The sequence below is a fragment of the Cryptocyanus atlanticus LEGE 06306 genome (assembly GCF_056633155.1).
Map to the genome: position 1 here is coordinate 479480 of NZ_JBSJOZ010000001.1, position 14066 is coordinate 493545.

17 protein-coding genes, 2 tRNA genes, 1 pseudogene and 1 CRISPR repeat array are annotated in these 14066 nt (G+C 68.4%); of the genes and pseudogenes, 8 read left to right on the forward strand and 12 right to left on the reverse strand.

The window, feature by feature from the left end; translation table 11 throughout:
* Positions 1-2: 2 nt before the first annotated feature.
* From proC to ACWJI7_RS02555, 7 genes are all read right to left on the reverse strand, one after another.
* Positions 3-836 carry a pyrroline-5-carboxylate reductase gene (gene proC / locus ACWJI7_RS02525; RefSeq protein WP_479935027.1) on the reverse strand — a complete coding sequence of 278 codons (834 nt, stop codon included), beginning with the start codon at positions 834-836 and terminating at the stop codon, positions 3-5.
* A 23-nt stretch (positions 837-859) separates the two neighbouring features.
* Positions 860-1441, reverse strand: coding sequence for a cell division protein SepF (locus tag ACWJI7_RS02530; protein ID WP_479935030.1), 582 nt, complete (start codon positions 1439-1441; stop codon positions 860-862).
* 93 nt (positions 1442-1534) lie between these two features.
* Positions 1535-2197 (reverse strand): YggS family pyridoxal phosphate-dependent enzyme, encoded by a 663-nt coding sequence (locus tag ACWJI7_RS02535; protein ID WP_479935032.1) that lies wholly within the window; start codon positions 2195-2197, stop codon positions 1535-1537.
* Positions 2198-2205: 8 nt separating this feature from the next.
* On the reverse strand, positions 2206-2484 hold the full coding sequence (locus ACWJI7_RS02540) for a PipX family protein (protein ID WP_479935034.1): 279 nt from the start codon (positions 2482-2484) through the stop codon (positions 2206-2208).
* Positions 2485-2506: 22 nt separating this feature from the next.
* On the reverse strand, positions 2507-3439 hold the full coding sequence (locus ACWJI7_RS02545; RefSeq protein ID WP_479935036.1) for a CbiQ family ECF transporter T component: 933 nt from the start codon (positions 3437-3439) through the stop codon (positions 2507-2509).
* On the reverse strand, positions 3439-4809 hold the full coding sequence (der, locus tag ACWJI7_RS02550; RefSeq protein WP_479935038.1) for a ribosome biogenesis GTPase Der: 1371 nt from the start codon (positions 4807-4809) through the stop codon (positions 3439-3441). Before der ends, ACWJI7_RS02545 begins: the two co-directional genes overlap by 1 nt.
* Before the next feature lie 86 nt (positions 4810-4895).
* Positions 4896-5372, reverse strand: coding sequence for a DUF1823 family protein (locus ACWJI7_RS02555; RefSeq protein ID WP_479935040.1), 477 nt, complete (start codon positions 5370-5372; stop codon positions 4896-4898).
* Positions 5373-5425: 53 nt separating this feature from the next.
* On the opposite strand from ACWJI7_RS02555, the gene dusB reads away from it, so the two are divergent.
* Positions 5426-6505, forward strand: a complete 1080-nt coding sequence (gene dusB, locus ACWJI7_RS02560) for a tRNA dihydrouridine synthase DusB (protein ID WP_479935146.1) — start codon at positions 5426-5428, stop codon at positions 6503-6505.
* 38 nt (positions 6506-6543) lie between these two features.
* Here the strand turns inward: dusB and ACWJI7_RS02565 are convergent.
* Positions 6544-7161: pseudogene (locus ACWJI7_RS02565) on the reverse strand (DUF4079 domain-containing protein); the annotation flags it as partial.
* 64 nt (positions 7162-7225) lie between these two features.
* Complete coding sequence (locus tag ACWJI7_RS02570) at positions 7226-8014, reverse strand: precorrin-2 C(20)-methyltransferase (protein WP_479935042.1); 789 nt, start codon at positions 8012-8014, stop codon at positions 7226-7228.
* Positions 8015-8064: 50 nt separating this feature from the next.
* Here ACWJI7_RS02570 and ACWJI7_RS02575 point away from each other — a divergent pair, with 50 nt between their 5' ends.
* The gene (locus ACWJI7_RS02575) at positions 8065-8652 is read left to right on the forward strand and encodes a 1,2-dihydroxy-3-keto-5-methylthiopentene dioxygenase (RefSeq protein WP_479935044.1); all 588 of its coding nucleotides are present in this window, start codon (positions 8065-8067) and stop codon (positions 8650-8652) included.
* A gap of 24 nt (positions 8653-8676) precedes the next feature.
* Here the strand turns inward: ACWJI7_RS02575 and ACWJI7_RS02580 are convergent, their stop codons facing one another.
* Together ACWJI7_RS02580 and aroQ are read right to left on the reverse strand one after the other, a co-directional pair.
* Positions 8677-9306, reverse strand: a complete 630-nt coding sequence (locus ACWJI7_RS02580) for a MiaE family protein (RefSeq protein ID WP_479935046.1) — start codon at positions 9304-9306, stop codon at positions 8677-8679.
* The gene (gene aroQ, locus ACWJI7_RS02585; protein WP_479935048.1) at positions 9303-9743 is read right to left on the reverse strand and encodes a type II 3-dehydroquinate dehydratase; all 441 of its coding nucleotides are present in this window, start codon (positions 9741-9743) and stop codon (positions 9303-9305) included. The genes ACWJI7_RS02580 and aroQ overlap by 4 nt, the downstream gene beginning before the upstream one ends.
* Before the next feature lie 42 nt (positions 9744-9785).
* Here aroQ and ACWJI7_RS02590 point away from each other — a divergent pair.
* Both ACWJI7_RS02590 and ACWJI7_RS02595 read left to right on the forward strand, forming a co-directional pair.
* A tRNA-Tyr gene (locus tag ACWJI7_RS02590) sits at positions 9786-9867 on the forward strand.
* Between the two features lie 10 nt (positions 9868-9877).
* A tRNA-Thr gene (locus ACWJI7_RS02595) sits at positions 9878-9949 on the forward strand.
* A 334-nt stretch (positions 9950-10283) separates the two neighbouring features.
* On the opposite strand, the gene ACWJI7_RS02600 is transcribed toward ACWJI7_RS02595, so the two are convergent.
* Positions 10284-10670, reverse strand: a complete 387-nt coding sequence (locus tag ACWJI7_RS02600) for a hypothetical protein (RefSeq protein WP_479935158.1) — start codon at positions 10668-10670, stop codon at positions 10284-10286.
* Positions 10671-10888: 218 nt separating this feature from the next.
* Here ACWJI7_RS02600 and ACWJI7_RS02605 point away from each other — a divergent pair, with 218 nt between their 5' ends.
* The 4 genes from ACWJI7_RS02605 to ACWJI7_RS02620 all read left to right on the forward strand — a co-directional run bounded on the left by ACWJI7_RS02605 (position 10889) and on the right by ACWJI7_RS02620 (position 13521).
* On the forward strand, positions 10889-11176 hold the full coding sequence (locus ACWJI7_RS02605; RefSeq protein WP_479935050.1) for a transposase: 288 nt from the start codon (positions 10889-10891) through the stop codon (positions 11174-11176).
* 49 nt (positions 11177-11225) lie between these two features.
* Positions 11226-11864 carry a DDE-type integrase/transposase/recombinase gene (locus ACWJI7_RS02610; RefSeq protein ID WP_479935148.1) on the forward strand — a complete coding sequence of 213 codons (639 nt, stop codon included), beginning with the start codon at positions 11226-11228 and terminating at the stop codon, positions 11862-11864.
* Positions 11821-13188, forward strand: a complete 1368-nt coding sequence (locus ACWJI7_RS02615; protein ID WP_479935149.1) for an IS30 family transposase — start codon at positions 11821-11823, stop codon at positions 13186-13188. The genes ACWJI7_RS02610 and ACWJI7_RS02615 overlap by 44 nt, the downstream gene beginning before the upstream one ends.
* Before the next feature lie 108 nt (positions 13189-13296).
* Positions 13297-13521: an integrase core domain-containing protein gene (locus ACWJI7_RS02620; protein WP_479935150.1), complete on the forward strand. Its 225-nt coding sequence runs from the start codon at positions 13297-13299 to the stop codon at positions 13519-13521.
* Between the two features lie 60 nt (positions 13522-13581).
* Positions 13582-13919: a CRISPR direct-repeat array (repeat unit 36 nt; unit sequence GTCACCACTCGCTGGTGACACCACTTGATTGGAAAC).
* Positions 13920-14066 lie beyond the last annotated feature (147 nt).

Consider the following 14066-nt stretch of genomic DNA (forward strand, 5'->3'; position numbering starts at 1 on the left):
CGTCAGCCCAGCTCCCGGCTCCGCTCGGCGGCCGCCAGCACCGCTTCGATCAGGGCCGAGCGCACTCCGGCCCGCTCCAGCCGCCGCAATGCCGCCACCGTGGTCCCGGCCGGACTGGCCACCATGTCCTTGAGCTGGCCGGGGTGCAACCCCTCCTGGCGCAGCAAGGCGATCGTGCCGCTCAGCATGCCGGCGGCGAGGTCGGAGGAGAGCTGGCGCGGCAGGCCGGCGGCCACGCCCCCGTCGGCGAGGGCTTCGAGCAGCAGCGCCGCCACGGCCGGGCCCGAGGAGGCCAGGGCCAGGAACCCGTCCAACTGGCTCTCCGGCAGCTCCATCACCTGCCCCACCGCACTGAACAGCCCCTCCACCCACTCCCGCTGGGCGGCGCTCACCCCCTCTCCGAAGGCCAGGGCGGTGAGCCCGGCCCTGGCCAGGCAGGGGGTGTTGGGCACCGCCCGCACGCAGGACCAACCCGAGAACAGCCGCTGCAGGCGCTCAAGGCCCACCCCGGCGAGCACCGAGATCAGCAGGGGCCGCCCCAGCCCGCCGGCTCCGGCCCCGGGCTGAGCGGCGGGGAGCGGAGCGCCGGCGGCGATCCGCTCCAGCTGCTGCGGTTTGACCGCCAGCAGCACCACGGGCGCCTGCCAGGCGAGCTGGGCTTCGGTGCCCACCGCCAGGCCCAGGTCCTGGCGGAGGCGCTCGGCCGAGGCGGGGGAGCCCACCACCGCCTGGATCCGCTGGCGGGGAAGCCGGCCGTCCTCCAGCAGGGGCAGCAAGAGGGCCCGGGCCATGCGGCCCAGGCCGATGACCCCGAGCTGGGCCGGCGGCGGGGTCAACGGGGCCGGGGGGGAGGCGGAGCTCAGCCGCCGAACCCGCTGCCGCTCTCCTGGCGGCCCCAGGCCGGACTGGGGGCCGCTTCCGTATCGGCCTCGGGATCGCGGCTGGGAATGACCGTGGGGGAGGAGGCTTCCTCGTTGGTGGCGGTGGTCACCGTCACACAGCTGGGGGCGAAGAGAAAGATGCTCTCGCCGACCCGCTCCTGGTGTCCGTCGATGGCGAAGGTGCCGCCGGCCACGAAATCGACGGCGCGCTGGGCCTGATCCGGCTCCATCATCGTGAGATTGAGGATCACGGTCTTGCGGTCGCGCAGGGCCTGGATCGCCCGGGGCATCTCATCGAAACTGCGCGGTTCCATCAGGGTGACCTCGGCGGCCGCCGCGGTGAGCCCCGGCATGCCGATCACGTTGCTGGAGCTGCCGCTGGCGAAGGGATCTTCGCTCGAGAACCCGGAGGTGAGGGCCAGGGCACCGCCGCCGAGGCCCGAGGGGGCCGGCTCGTGGGACTCCGACTCTCCCGGGTCGTAATCGAGGTCGTCGTCGTAGTCACCGTCCAGATAGTCGTCCCCTGAGACGACGGCACGCAGGCGGGAAAACAGCGACACCGGGGAGTTCCTTGTTAGTCCCTCCATACTTAGCGTCCCAGGCCAGTAGTTGCAACTGATCACAACCTCCGCATTCCGTTTCGACACACCCGATCAGGGGCGCTCCCCGAACAGGGCGGAGCCGACCCGCACCCAGGTGCTGCCGGCGGCCACCGCCTCGCGCCAGTCGCCGCTCATCCCCATCGAGAGCTCGGCGAGCCCCAGCCGGGATGCCAGGGCGGCGCAGTCGGCGAACAGGGCGGAACGCCCGGCGGGGGGAAGGTCGAACGGCGCGATCGTCATCAGGCCCAGCGGGCGCAGGGGGTCCAGCCGCCGCAGCCGGGGCCAGAGCCGCTCCAGCTCCTCGGGCTCGAAGCCGGTCTTGGCGGGATCGGGGCGCAGTTTCACCTGCAGGAACACCCCCGGCCGCAACGACGCCTCGGCGGCGATCCGTGCCAGCCGTTCCGCCAGCGCCAGGCTGTCGACGGAGTGGATCGTGCCGAAGTGGCGGAGCACACCCCTGGCCTTGTTGGCCTGGATGCGGCCGATGAAGTGCCAGTCGAGCGGTTCGAGATCGGCCAGCTCCCGCTGCTTCGCCACCGCCTCCTGCAGGCGGCTCTCGCCGAAACTCCGCTGGCCCAGGGCCGCCGCCTGGCGGATCCGGCCGGCCGGCTGCCCCTTGCTCACCGCCAGCAGCCGGGTGGGGGGGGGCAGGGCCTGCCGCAGCTGCTCCAACCGGGCCGCCAGGCCGGCCTCGCCGGGGGGGGCGGCATCCATCGACGGCCTCAGATGAAGGTCTGATCGAACAGCTGGCGCCAGCGGGCCAGATGGACACTGCCGTCCCGCCGGGACCGGGCCAGGTTCTGCTCGGCCACGTGGCGGGCATCCATCAGCGGAATCACCTCGAAATGGGCACCACGCGGCTGCAGGGTCACCAGGAAGAACATCCGCTGGGCGTAGAGCGTGGCGAACAGATCACGGCCTTCGCCGGCGGGCGCCACCCGATAGAGCAACCCGAAGGTGGGATGGTTGAGATAACGCTCTGTGGTCGCGTCTGCGCTCACTGACTGCTGCAAGGGCTACCAATCACGACGCACCGTACTGCCAGCGCAGTCCGATCAGCACCAGAAGGCCGAGCGTGGCCATCAGATTGAGACCGCGAGCCAGCCGGGATGAGAGCCTCAGCTGAGCCGGTGGCCACCAGTGCCCCCCCCGGGCCATCAGCGCTTCGGCCCCCTGCTCCGAGCGCAGCAGCAGGTTGGCCAGCAGCCGTTCCGCCACCGCCAGGGCCAGCCCGAGGGCGCCCTTCCAGCCCAGTTGCCGGAAGGACACCGCCCGGGTCGCCACCGCCCGCACCAGGTTCTGGGCCTCCTCCTGCACCAGGGGGAGAAAGCGCAGGGCCAGCAGCAGGGTGAAGCCGAGGCGCTCCACCGGCAGACCCAGGGCACCCAGGGGCGTGATCGCCCAGCTCAGGGCCCAGACCAGCTCCTCGGGCGGGGTGCTGAGCAACAGCAGGTTGGCGCTGTGGAGCAGGGTGAACAGAAGGGTGGCGCTGTTGATGCCCAGTTCGGCCGATCGCTGGTTCACCACCAGCGGCCCGATCGGCAGGGGCCCGAGCTGGAGCGGACCCCAGCGGATCAGTTCCCAGGGCTCACCGCTGCGCTGGGGCGGGGGCTGGCCGGCGGGGGCCGGGGCCAGGGGCAGCTCGGCCGGGGAACGGGCCAGGCTGCGGGCGGGCACCGACCCGGCCGACACCAGGGTGGCGAGCAGACCCACCAGCAGGCTCAGGGCGATCAGCACCGGCAGGTTGCGGCGCCACAGCCGCCAGGGCAGACCGCAGAGCGCCGTGATCAGCAGCAGCAGCCCCACCAGCGCCAGCCTCCAGCCCACCCCCGCCAGCACGGGGGTGACGAGGAAGGCCAGGGTCCAGGCGAGCTTGAGGCGTGGATCGAGCCGCCGCAGCCAGCCCTCCTCCCCGTCGACGTACTGGCCGATTGGGAGCTGCCGAAGCCAGTCCATCAGTGGGAGGCGGCGCGGCTCTGCTGGCGGGAGAGGTCCTTCTCGGCATCACGCTGCTGCTTACCGCGCCAGAACAGCCGGATCGGCGAGCCATCGAAGCCGAGGCCCTCGCGGATCTGGCGTTCCACGTAGCGGCGGTAGGTCTCGCCGAACAGCTTCGGATCGTTCACGAACAGGGTGAAGCTGGGCGGCCGGGTGGCCACCTGGGTGCCGTAGTAGATGCGCCCCTGGCGGCCACCGCGGCTGGTGGGGGGCGAGCGCCAGCTCACCGCCTCCTGCAGCACCTCGTTCACCACCGAGGTGGTGACCCGGCGCCGGTGCTGCTCCACCGCCAGCAGCGCCAGGGCGAAGATACTCTCCACCCGCTGGCCGGTGAGGGCGGAGGTGAACAGCATCGGCGCCCAGTCGAGGAAGTAGAGCTTGGCGCGCAGCTCCTTCTCCATGGCGGCCATGGTGTGGCTGTCTTTCTCGATCGCGTCCCACTTGTTCACCACCAGCAGGCAGGCGCGGCCGTCCTCCTCGATGCGACCGGCCACACGCTGATCCTGTTCCGTGACACCATCGAGGGCATCGATCACCAGCACGCAGACATCACTGCGCTCCACCGCCTTGAAGCTGCGGTTGATGCCGAAGTATTCCGGGCCGTAGCTGACGCTGCGGCGGCGGCGGATCCCGGCGGTATCCAGCAGTTTCCAGGTCTTGCCCTCCCGCTCGATCGTGGTGTCGATCGTGTCGCGGGTGGTGCCGCGGATGGGGCTCACAATGGCCCGCGCCTCACCACAGATCGCGTTGAGCAGGCTGGATTTGCCCACGTTGGGGCGGCCGATGATCGCCAGCTGGATCGGCTCCTCCTGCTCGGTTTCCGGGGTGCTGGGCAGGTAGCCGATCACCTGGTCGAGCAGTTCGCCGGTGCCGGCCCCGTGAATTGCGGAGACCGCATAGGGCGCACCCAGGCCCAGCCGCCAGAAATCGGCCGCCATCGCCAGCCCCTGATCGGGCGATTCGCACTTGTTGACCGCCAGCAGAACGGGCACCGTCTGGCCCCGCAGCCACTCGGCGATCGACTGGTCGGCGGCGGTGAGACCCTCCTGACCATCGACGATCACCACCGCCACGGCGGCCTCGGCCAGGGCGAGGTTCGCCTGCTCGCGGATCTCGGGCAGGAATTCGCTGTCGTCGTCGAAGACGAGACCGCCGGTATCGACCACGCGGAAGCGCCGATCGGCCCAGAAGCCCTCCTGATAGGTGCGGTCCCGGGTCACGCCGGGCTGATCGTGCACGATCGCCTCACGGCTGCGGCAGAGCCGATTGACCAGGGTGGATTTGCCCACATTGGGCCGCCCGATGATGGCGACGACTGGAAGCGCCAAGACCTTTTATCTCAACCACGACGATTGCGTTGATCAACCCTACAGAGCGGCATCGGCGGCGGCCCGTGACGATCCCCGCCGCCGCTTCAGGTCACCGGTGGATCCCCCGGATGGCCGCGTGCCGGATCGGACGGGGGAGGAAGCGGCTCGGGCAGCGCCCCTGTCGCCTCCAGGGATTCGCCCCGGCTGGCCAGCTCGGCCAGCAGCCAGGACACCACCGTGGCGCGGCGGGTGCGCCGGGGGACCAGCTCACCGATCCGATAGCCACCGAAGCCCAGCTGCTGCTTGAGCAGCTGCTTGTGTTCCGGCGGGATCGAGCGGGTCAGACGCACGCTGGCGGGCCGCTCGGCGATCAGCTCGGGGGCCTGGGGGAAGGCCTCGGCCCAGGCCGGCGGCGTCTCCGGACCGGCCCGCCAGGGAGACCCCGGAGGGGCCTCGCCCGCGGCCGGCGGCCGGTAGCCCAGCCGCTCCCAGACGAACTCGCAGACACAACGGTCGCTGAGGCGGTCGTCGAGGATCAGCTGCAGCAGGGCACGGCTGAGGGGGTAGGAGGGTGAGCGCAACGATCCTCGGCCGACCGGGTCTCGATCCTGGCGCCTCCGCCGGCGGAGAGCCGATCCCGGCGGAGCCCTGCCGGCCGCCCCTGCTGCTGCCGGGGCGGGGCACCCCGCGACGGCTCGACTGCCGGGTACTCCAGTCGCCCCTGGCCGGGGTGAGCGACCGGATCTTCCGGAGCTTCGTGCGGCGCTGGGCCCCGGAGGCCCTGCTGTTCACCGAGATGGTGAACGCCACCAGCCTGGGGCTGGGTCACGGCACCGGCAAACTGGAGGGGCTGGAGGGCGAGGCGGGGCCGATCGGCGTGCAGCTGTTCGATCACCGGCCGGCGGCGATGGCAGAGGCAGCCCGACAGGCCGAGGCGGCCGGCGCCTTCCTGATCGACATCAACATGGGGTGCCCGGTGCGCAAGATCGCCCGGAAGGGCGGCGGCAGCGGACTGTTGCGCGAGCCCGACCTGGCCCGGCGCATCGTCGCGGCGGTGAGCGCGGCGGTGCGGATTCCGGTGACCGTGAAAACGCGGCTGGGCTGGGGCGGCGGCTCGGCCGATCCGGTGGCCTTCGCCCTGGCCCTGCAGCAGGCCGGTGCCCAGGCGCTCACCCTGCACGGGCGCACCCGCGAGCAGGGCTTCCGCGGCACCGCCGACTGGGCGGCCATCGCGGCGGTGAAGCGGGCCCTGGCCATTCCGGTGATCGCCAATGGCGACATCACCGGGCCCGAGGAGGCCCGCCGCTGTCTGGCGGTCACCGGCGCTGACGGGGTGATGGTGGGCCGGGGAAGCCTGGGTGCCCCCTGGCAGGTGGGTCGGATCGACGCCGCCCTGCGCGGGCGAGAGCCGGTGCCAGTGCCTTCACCCGGGGAGCGGATCGCCCTGGCCGGGGAGCACCTGGAGGCCCTGCTGGCCGCCCGGGGCGAGCCGGGTCTGCAGATCGCCCGCAAGCACCTGGGCTGGACCTGCCAGGGCTTCCCCGGCGCCGCCCAGCTGCGCCATCAGCTGATGCGGGCCCCCAGCGCGGACGCCGCCCGGTCGCTGCTGGCGGAGGCCATGGGCAGCGTCGAGGCCATCGGCACCGCCGGAGCCGGATCCGCCAGCGCCTGGGCCGGCGGCGGGCAGACCCGGTTCTCGAAGTCGCAGGCATAGATCGCCGGCTTCTGCCAGCTGAGCGGAATCTCGAGCAGGTCGCGGCTGCCGGTGATCGCCTGCACAGCCAGCAGCACCGACACCAGGATGTTGACGCTGATGTGCAGGCGCCGCATCCGCAGGGATCGGAAGATCTCCGCCTTGCCCGACATCGAGAACAGCATCAGGCCGGTGAGCAGCACCCCGCTCCAGTAGTGGGAGCTCCAGAAGGCGCCGGAGAACGGGTTGTCGCTCAGGCGCCAGATCTCCGGCTGGCTGCCGAGACCGAGCAGGCCAGCCCAGGTGAGGAGAGCGAACGTGGCCCGCAGCGAGGCCTTCTTCACCCGCCAGAGGGCCGCCAGACTGGCGAAGGTGCCGGCGCTCACCAGCAGCAGCAGGGCAAAGCGCTGGCCCCCGCCGGCGAAGGGCGGCTCGGGGACGATGAATTTGCTGGTGAACGAATAGATCAGGGCGATCAGCACCGCCACCACCATTCCGCCGGTGACCCAGCGGCCGTGGTCGGCATGCTCCACCCCCACGCTGGGGGGCTGGGGATGGATCTTCAGACGCCGCTCCCGCGCCAGGAATCCCAGCCGGATCGTGGCACCCACCACCGGATAAACGAACAGGATCACCAGCACCGGGTGCAGCAGCGCAAACCAGTCGATCGAAGTCATCAACGACGAAGCAGTGGCAACAGGGAAGCACTTCAGGCCGCCGGCGGCGGCTCGGCGCGACACATCAGGGACGTACCGATGGCCAACCGCAACGGATGAGCAGGAGGGTGAAGTAGGGGGAGGCGCCGGGCGGATCGGCCGGCACCTGGCTGGCCGGGGCCACCCACTGGTCGGGCCAGCCCACCTTCCGGGCGAACAGCGCCCCGTCCAGCAGCCCCTTCCGCTCCAGCAGCGGCCGCACCCAGCTCCAGCGCCAACCCAGCTTCAGCAGGACCAGGCAGGGCCGCCGACCCTCCGGCTCCGCCAGCAGGGCCGCCAGCAGCGCCTCCAGCTCGCCCGGATCGTCGGGGGTGGGGCGCACCAGCAGGGCCTGCTCCTGCAGGGCCAGGGGCCAGTCCCCGGCCGCCGCCGCCGCCGCCATCGCCGTGACGCCCGGGATCAGCCGCAGCGGGCAGTCGGGGTGGCGCTCCTGCAGGGCCAGGAGCACGTAGGAGGCGCTGGCGAACAGCGACACATCCCCCTCGCAGAGCAGCACCACCCGCCGGCCGGCCGCCACCTCCGCCGCCAGGGCAGCGGCGGCCACCCGCCAGGCCCGCCGGCGCGGCTCGGCCTCGGCCACCATCGGGAACCACAGCGGCAGCCGCCGCTGGTGCCGCCGCAGCCAGGGGGCGGCGATGGCGGCGGCCATGCCGGCGGCCGGGGGGGCCGCCACGGCGCCGGAGGCGACCTGCGCCACGGGGTAGGCCACCACATCGGCGGCGCGGATCGCCCGCACGGCACCCACCGTGCAGAGCTCCGGATCGCCGGGCCCCACCCCCACCAGGGTGAGAGCGGGGGCCGAAGGGACAGGCATCGGCGCGGGGCTTTCTAGGCTGGGCCATCCTCCTTCGCTGCCGCACCGCCTTGAGCCGCCTCCTGATCCATGCCGACCCCACGGGCAGCCTCCGGCTCGACAGCGAGGATGCGGCCGTGATCGCCGCCGAACTGGGCGCCCGCGGCCTCCGCTTCGAGCGATGGCCGGCCCGGATCGAGCTGGGACCTGCGCCGGGTTCGCCTCCGGGAGCCGCCACCGATCAGACGGCGATCCTCTCTGCCTACGCCGCCGAGGTGGCCAGGCTGCAGGGTGAGGGCACCTACCCCACGGTGGATGCCATCCGCCTCACGCCCGACCATCCCGACCGGGAGGCCCTGCGCCTGAAATTTCTCTCCGAGCACAGCCACAGCGAAGACGAAGTGCGCTTCTTCGTCGAGGGTCGCGGCCTGTTCTGCCTCCACGTCGGCGAGGAGGTGCTGCAGGTGCTGTGCGAACGCAACGACCTGATCAAGGTGCCCGCCGGCACCCTCCACTGGTTCGACATGGGCCCCGCGCCGCTGTTCACGGCGCTGCGCTTCTTCGACAACCCCGCGGGCTGGGTGGCGACCTTCAGCGGCGACCCCATCGCCGATCGCTACCCCCGCCTCGACACCCTGCCGCAGACCGTCCGGGTCTGAGCCGCCGCCGGGTGAGCCGGCCGCTCAGCTGTGCATGCGGGGCTCCCGGTGCAGGGAAGCCAGAAGCCGCGCCTCCGCCGCCGCCAGCTGCTCCAGCCGCTCGATCAGCGGGGGCCGCGGCCAGCGGCGCTCGCAGAGCACCCAGTAGAGGCCGAAATGGCGGGCTTCACTGGAGAGCAGATCGCCGTAGAGGGTGCGCAGCTCCGGATCGGGGCTGTGGGCCGCCAGCAGGGCCATCCGCTCATGGCTGCGGGCCTCGATCAGGCCCGCCACCAGGAGGCTGTCGAGCATCCGCTCCGGCTCCTGGCGCCGCACCCGTTGGGCCAGGCCGGCCCCGTAGGGGGGTGCCGCCAGGGGACGCAGGGCGATGCCGCGGCGACCCAGCAGGGCCAGCAGCCGCTCGAAATGCTCCAGCTCCTCCCGCACGAGCGGGCTGAGGGCCTCGGCCAGAGCGGTGTCGGAGGGATAGCGGAACATCAGCTGCAGGGCCACTCCGGCCGCCTTGCGCTCACAGTGGGCGTGATCGATCAGCAGCTCCACCGGATGGGCCAGGGCCTGCTCCAGCCAGGCGCCGGAGCTGGGCGCGGCCAGCCAGCGCACCCGGGCCACGGGGGCGGCCGACGGCAAGGGGGCCTGGGCCTGCTGGGGGGTCATGGACGGGGGCGGAGATGGTCCACCAGGCCCTCAAGGGCCAGCCGGTAGCTGGTGGCCCCGAAGCCGCAGATCACCCCCACGGCCCGATCAGCCAGAACGGAGTGGTGCCGGAACGGCTCGCGGGCCTGGGTGTTGCTCAGGTGCAGTTCCACGAAGGGCAGCTCCACCGCCAGCAGGGCGTCCCGCAGGGCGATGGAGGTGTGGGTGAAGGCGCCGGCATTGATCAGGATGCCGGCGCTGACGCCGCGGGCCGCCTGGATCCGGTCCACAAGCACCCCCTCGTGGTTGCTCTGGAAGGTGCTGAGCTCCACGCCCAGCTCCGCGGCCCGGTCCTGGAGATCGGCGTCGATGCGCTCCAGGGTGAGGGTGCCGTAGAGGCCGGGCTCGCGGCTGCCCAGCAGGTTGAGGTTGGGCCCGTGCAGGGCGAGCAGGTGCATGGAACGGGGGGTCCTGGCTGGTAGGTTGTCGAGGTGTGGTTCGGGTCGGTGCCCGAGTGGTTAATGGGGGCGGACTGTAAATCCGCTGGCTCTGCCTACGTTGGTTCAAATCCAACCCGGCCCACCTTCCACATGCCCTTGTAGCTCAGCGGTAGAGCACTCCCTTGGTAAGGGAGAGGTCACGAGTTCAAGTCTCGTCAAGGGCTTCCTCAAAGGCCCCTCTTTAACTAGCTTTTCCATCATCACCGGTGGGATCTCTGTGGTGCCCAATGGGTCTAGTAGGGGCTTGAACGGGAACCCAACGGGAACCAATCAGGAACCGCTGGGTCCCGATCTGGGTGGTTCCCGTTCCGCACGTCGATCCGGCGTCGCCGAAGACGCGATCGTGCAGAACCGCACGCTGGTAACAGGTCGGTGATGTTCCAGCTCCGGAGCTGAATTCGCCCCCCTGGGGAGGCCAGGGGGGCGACCGCGGCGGTGGGCCTGGCCATGGGCATTGGCATTGGCATGACGCACCCGGTAAAAGCCGCGCTCAGAGCCCTAGACGAAGTTTTTTCCAAAGGAGTTGTGGACACCCCGTTCCGCCAGAGCCGGCACGATCTGCCGGGGCGGCAGGGCCGCGAATTCGCTCGGGTTGCAGGTGAGCAGGATTCGCTGGAGTTCCTCGCCCGTGGGGCGGTGAGACACCAGGCGGTGGCCGCCTTTACGGCCATCTAGTCCATCCCGATTACCCGCAAACTGACGCCGCCAACGCTGGAAGGCAGTGAGCTCACGGGCCGGTGCCCCCGCTGCCGCCAGGGCCTTCAGCCCGGCCATCGTCAGCACCGGCTTGGCGTTGGCATCCTGGGCCGCCTGTCGCCATCGGCTCACCTGCTCAGGGAAGAGGCCCCGCTCCCGGCAGTAGGAACTCAACTCAGTGGCGCTCAACCCAGCCGTCTCCAGAACCACTGTGCACTTGTCGGCAGCATTCCCTGCAACCGCAGATTCGGGCCCATCGAGAAGGCATCGGCTACGAGGAGTTGGCTGGCCGCATTGAGCTGCTGCGCCCATGAACCCTGCCGCCATTGAGGTGGTCTGGCTTTTCTGCACATGGCCCATCGTTAACCTCTGAGGCGGGGCACCGCCCCTGACAGGGGCTCCCACCCATGAGCAAACGCCGCACCCACAGCCCCGAGTTCAAGGCCAGGGTCGCCATGGAGGCGATCAGTGGCCGCAAGACGATCCAGGAGATCGCCGCTGACCATGCCATTCACCCGATCCAGGTGAGCCAGTGGAAGAAGCAGATGCTGGATGGCGCCAGCGAGGTATTCACTCGCGGCAAGAAAAGCAAGGACAAGGAGGACGGACAGGCGAAGGAGGCTCAGCTTTTCCAGCAGATCGGCAGGCTGCAGATGGAGCTGGAGTGGCTCAAAAAAAAATCACAACGGCTCTGACGCCCGTGAACTGCGCAAGCTGGTCGATCCAGGCCACCCTCAGCTCAGCATCAGCCGCCAGTGTGCGCTGTTGGGCCTGGCTCGATCCACGCTCTACTACCGGGCCACTCCGGTGCGCGAATCGACGCTGCGGATCATGGCCAGGATCGATGCGCTCTACCTGGAGGATCCCTGCAGCGGCAGCCGCCGGATGGTGGACTCCCTGGCCAGAGAAGGGATCCCGATCAGCCCTGACCGTATGCGAAACCTCATGCGGCGCATGGGTTTACGGGCGATCTACCAGAAGCCTCGCACCACGGTGCCGGGAGAGCCAGCAACGCGTTTCCCCTGCCTGGTGGAACTCAATCAGGTCACGGCAGTCGATCAGGTCTGGGGGACGGACATCACCGACATCCCGCTGCAGAAAGGTTTTCTGTACCTGGTGGCGATCGTGGATCTCTACTCCAGGCATGTGCTCAGCTGGAAGCTCTCCAACAGCCTTGACACGGAATTCTGCCTGGATGCCCTGGAGATGGCTCTGGCTGATGGCCATAGGCCAGAGGTCTTCCATTCCGATCAGGGCAGCCAGCCCGGATTCAAGGGGATGACGCAACACCCCTTTTGTCTAGGGCTGACCAGCGATGACGAGCAAACACCAAAGACAGATGGAGCTGCGGGCTCAACGCGGCTTGATGCGTTCGCCGGGTAGGCCTCCCGTTGCGCAGCGTCAGCAACGCGTTCTGTTCTGGCTTGCCATCGCTGAAGGCTTGTCAAGCAGTGGTGCCGCAGATAGAGCCGGAGTACCACAACCCATCGGCACACGATGGTACCGAAACGCTGGCGGTATGCCACCACTCGATCTCGGTCAGCTATCGGGTCGCTTTTTGTCCTTGGAAGAGAGGGAGGAGATCGCCATTCTCCACGCTCAGAAACTGGGTGTACGGGCTATTGGCAGGGCACTGGGCCGAGCGCCATCCACAATCAGCAGAGAACTCCGCCGGAATGCCTCAACGCGGACAAGCGACCTGTCATATCGGGCCTCAACCGCTCAGTGGCACGCTGAGCGCCGTGCCACACGCCCAAAAAGCTCCAAATTGGCGAGCAATGATCGACTGAGGGACTATGTCCAGGAGCGTCTTGCTGGTCATATCGCCCACCCGAACGGCTCTGCCGTCGTAGGCCCACAAACCCGATGGATTGGTCGTCGCCATGGACGACGTCAGGACCGTCGCTGGGCGTCTGCCTGGAGTCCTGAACAGATCACCAATCGACGGAAGGTCGATTTTCCTCATGATGGGTTGATGCGGATCTCTCACGAGGCCATCTACCAAGCGCTGTACGTCCAGGGGCGCGGGGCACTCAAGCGTGAACTGGTGGCCTGCTTGCGAACAGGACGGGCGCTGAGGGTACCGCGAGCACGCCGGCAGGCGAATGGCAAGCACGTCTTGTCGGCTGAAGTCATGATCACAGCGCGCCCTGTGGAAGCCGCTGACAGGGCCATTCCTGGCCATTGGGAAGGAGACCTCATTCTGGGACTTGGCAGCTCTGCAATCGGAACACTGGTGGAGCGCTCGACGCGATACACGATGCTGCTGCATCTTCCTCGACTTCCTGGTCATGAGAAGGGGAGTCGAGCCAAGAATGGCCCTGCACTGACAGGCCATGGAGCAGAAGCTGTGAGGGATGCCATCACTGTCACCATTGCGACGCTTCCAGACTATCTACGTCGGTCACTCACCTGGGATCAGGGCTCGGAGATGTCTCAACATGCCCAGCTGAGCATTGACACTGGTCTACAAGTCTATTTCTGTGATCCTCAAAGCCCTTGGCAGCGAGGGACGAATGAGAACACGAATGGATTGCTCCGTCAGTACTTTCCCAAGGGCACTGACCTGTGCAGACACTCTAAAGAAGACCTTGAGGCCGTTGCTCTGGCACTCAACAGCCGTCCGCGAAAAACATTGGGCTGGAGATCGCCAGCAGAAGCTCTTGATGATCACCTACTCTCATCCATGGAACAGGTGTTGAATTGATCGGTTGAATCCGCCCAATTCACCTCCGCTGACTTCGTTTCCAGGCTGCAGGCTGAGGAGATCAGGATCAGCTGGTCCGGAAGGAAACGCTGCTACGACAACATCTTGGTGGAGAGGCTGTGGCACACCGTCAAGTACGAGGAAGTATACCTGCGTGCCTACAGCGATGGATGGGAGGCGGAGATCAGTCTTGCCCGTTTCCTGTGGAGGTATTGCCATGTAAGGCCGCACAGTGCACTGGGAGGCAGAACTCCCCATGAGGTCTACACTGAGACTGAACCCTGTTCCTCCCGCCCAGGGTTAACGATGACAGGGGCCAAAGCTGTCCAATAAAAGGCACCCACCTCAACCCCCCGTACTCTGGAGGTGAGCAGAAGCCCACCACCATTCCCTGTCACCACTCGCTGGTGACACCACTTGATTGGAAACCTCGCTCATCTCGAAGCCCGTGGGCTCCAAGTTGGCGAGGTCACCACTCGCTGGTGACACCACTTGATTGGAAACACGCCTAAACTGTCTGGCGGTGGGTTTTTTTCTCTCCCACGTCACCACTCGCTGGTGACACCACTTGATTGGAAACTCTCCTGAGAGAAAAGGCATAGGCGACGTTGAATCCGGTCACCACTCGCTGGTGACACCACTTGATTGGAAACTGGGGCATGGAGGTAGGCCCCCCGTTGGAGTGGGGGGCCAGGGTCACCACTCGCTGGTGACACCACTTGATTGGAAACGCGTTTCCTCATCCTATTGGATGAGCCAGAGCACTTGAGCTATCCAACACTCACTCAGAGCTGTAGCCCTTCAGCACTACATCCTGCTAAAGATATCCCCATGAGTCCCTCCCTTCAGTCCCAATTACTCCACCACCTCGAGCAGGT

Coding starts and splice junctions, on each gene's coding strand:
- ACWJI7_RS02535 (WP_479935032.1), bottom strand. CDS start 2,197: ATGGATGCCGCCCCCCCCGGCGAGGCCGGCCTGGCGGCCCGGTTGGAG.
- aroQ (WP_479935048.1), bottom strand. CDS start 9,743: ATGCACCTGCTCGCCCTGCACGGGCCCAACCTCAACCTGCTGGGCAGC.
- ACWJI7_RS02605 (WP_479935050.1), top strand. CDS start 10,889: ATGAGCAAACGCCGCACCCACAGCCCCGAGTTCAAGGCCAGGGTCGCC.
- ACWJI7_RS02545 (WP_479935036.1), bottom strand. CDS start 3,439: ATGGACTGGCTTCGGCAGCTCCCAATCGGCCAGTACGTCGACGGGGAG.
- ACWJI7_RS02615 (WP_479935149.1), top strand. CDS start 11,821: ATGGAGCTGCGGGCTCAACGCGGCTTGATGCGTTCGCCGGGTAGGCCT.
- ACWJI7_RS02570 (WP_479935042.1), bottom strand. CDS start 8,014: ATGCCTGTCCCTTCGGCCCCCGCTCTCACCCTGGTGGGGGTGGGGCCC.
- ACWJI7_RS02580 (WP_479935046.1), bottom strand. CDS start 9,306: ATGACCCCCCAGCAGGCCCAGGCCCCCTTGCCGTCGGCCGCCCCCGTG.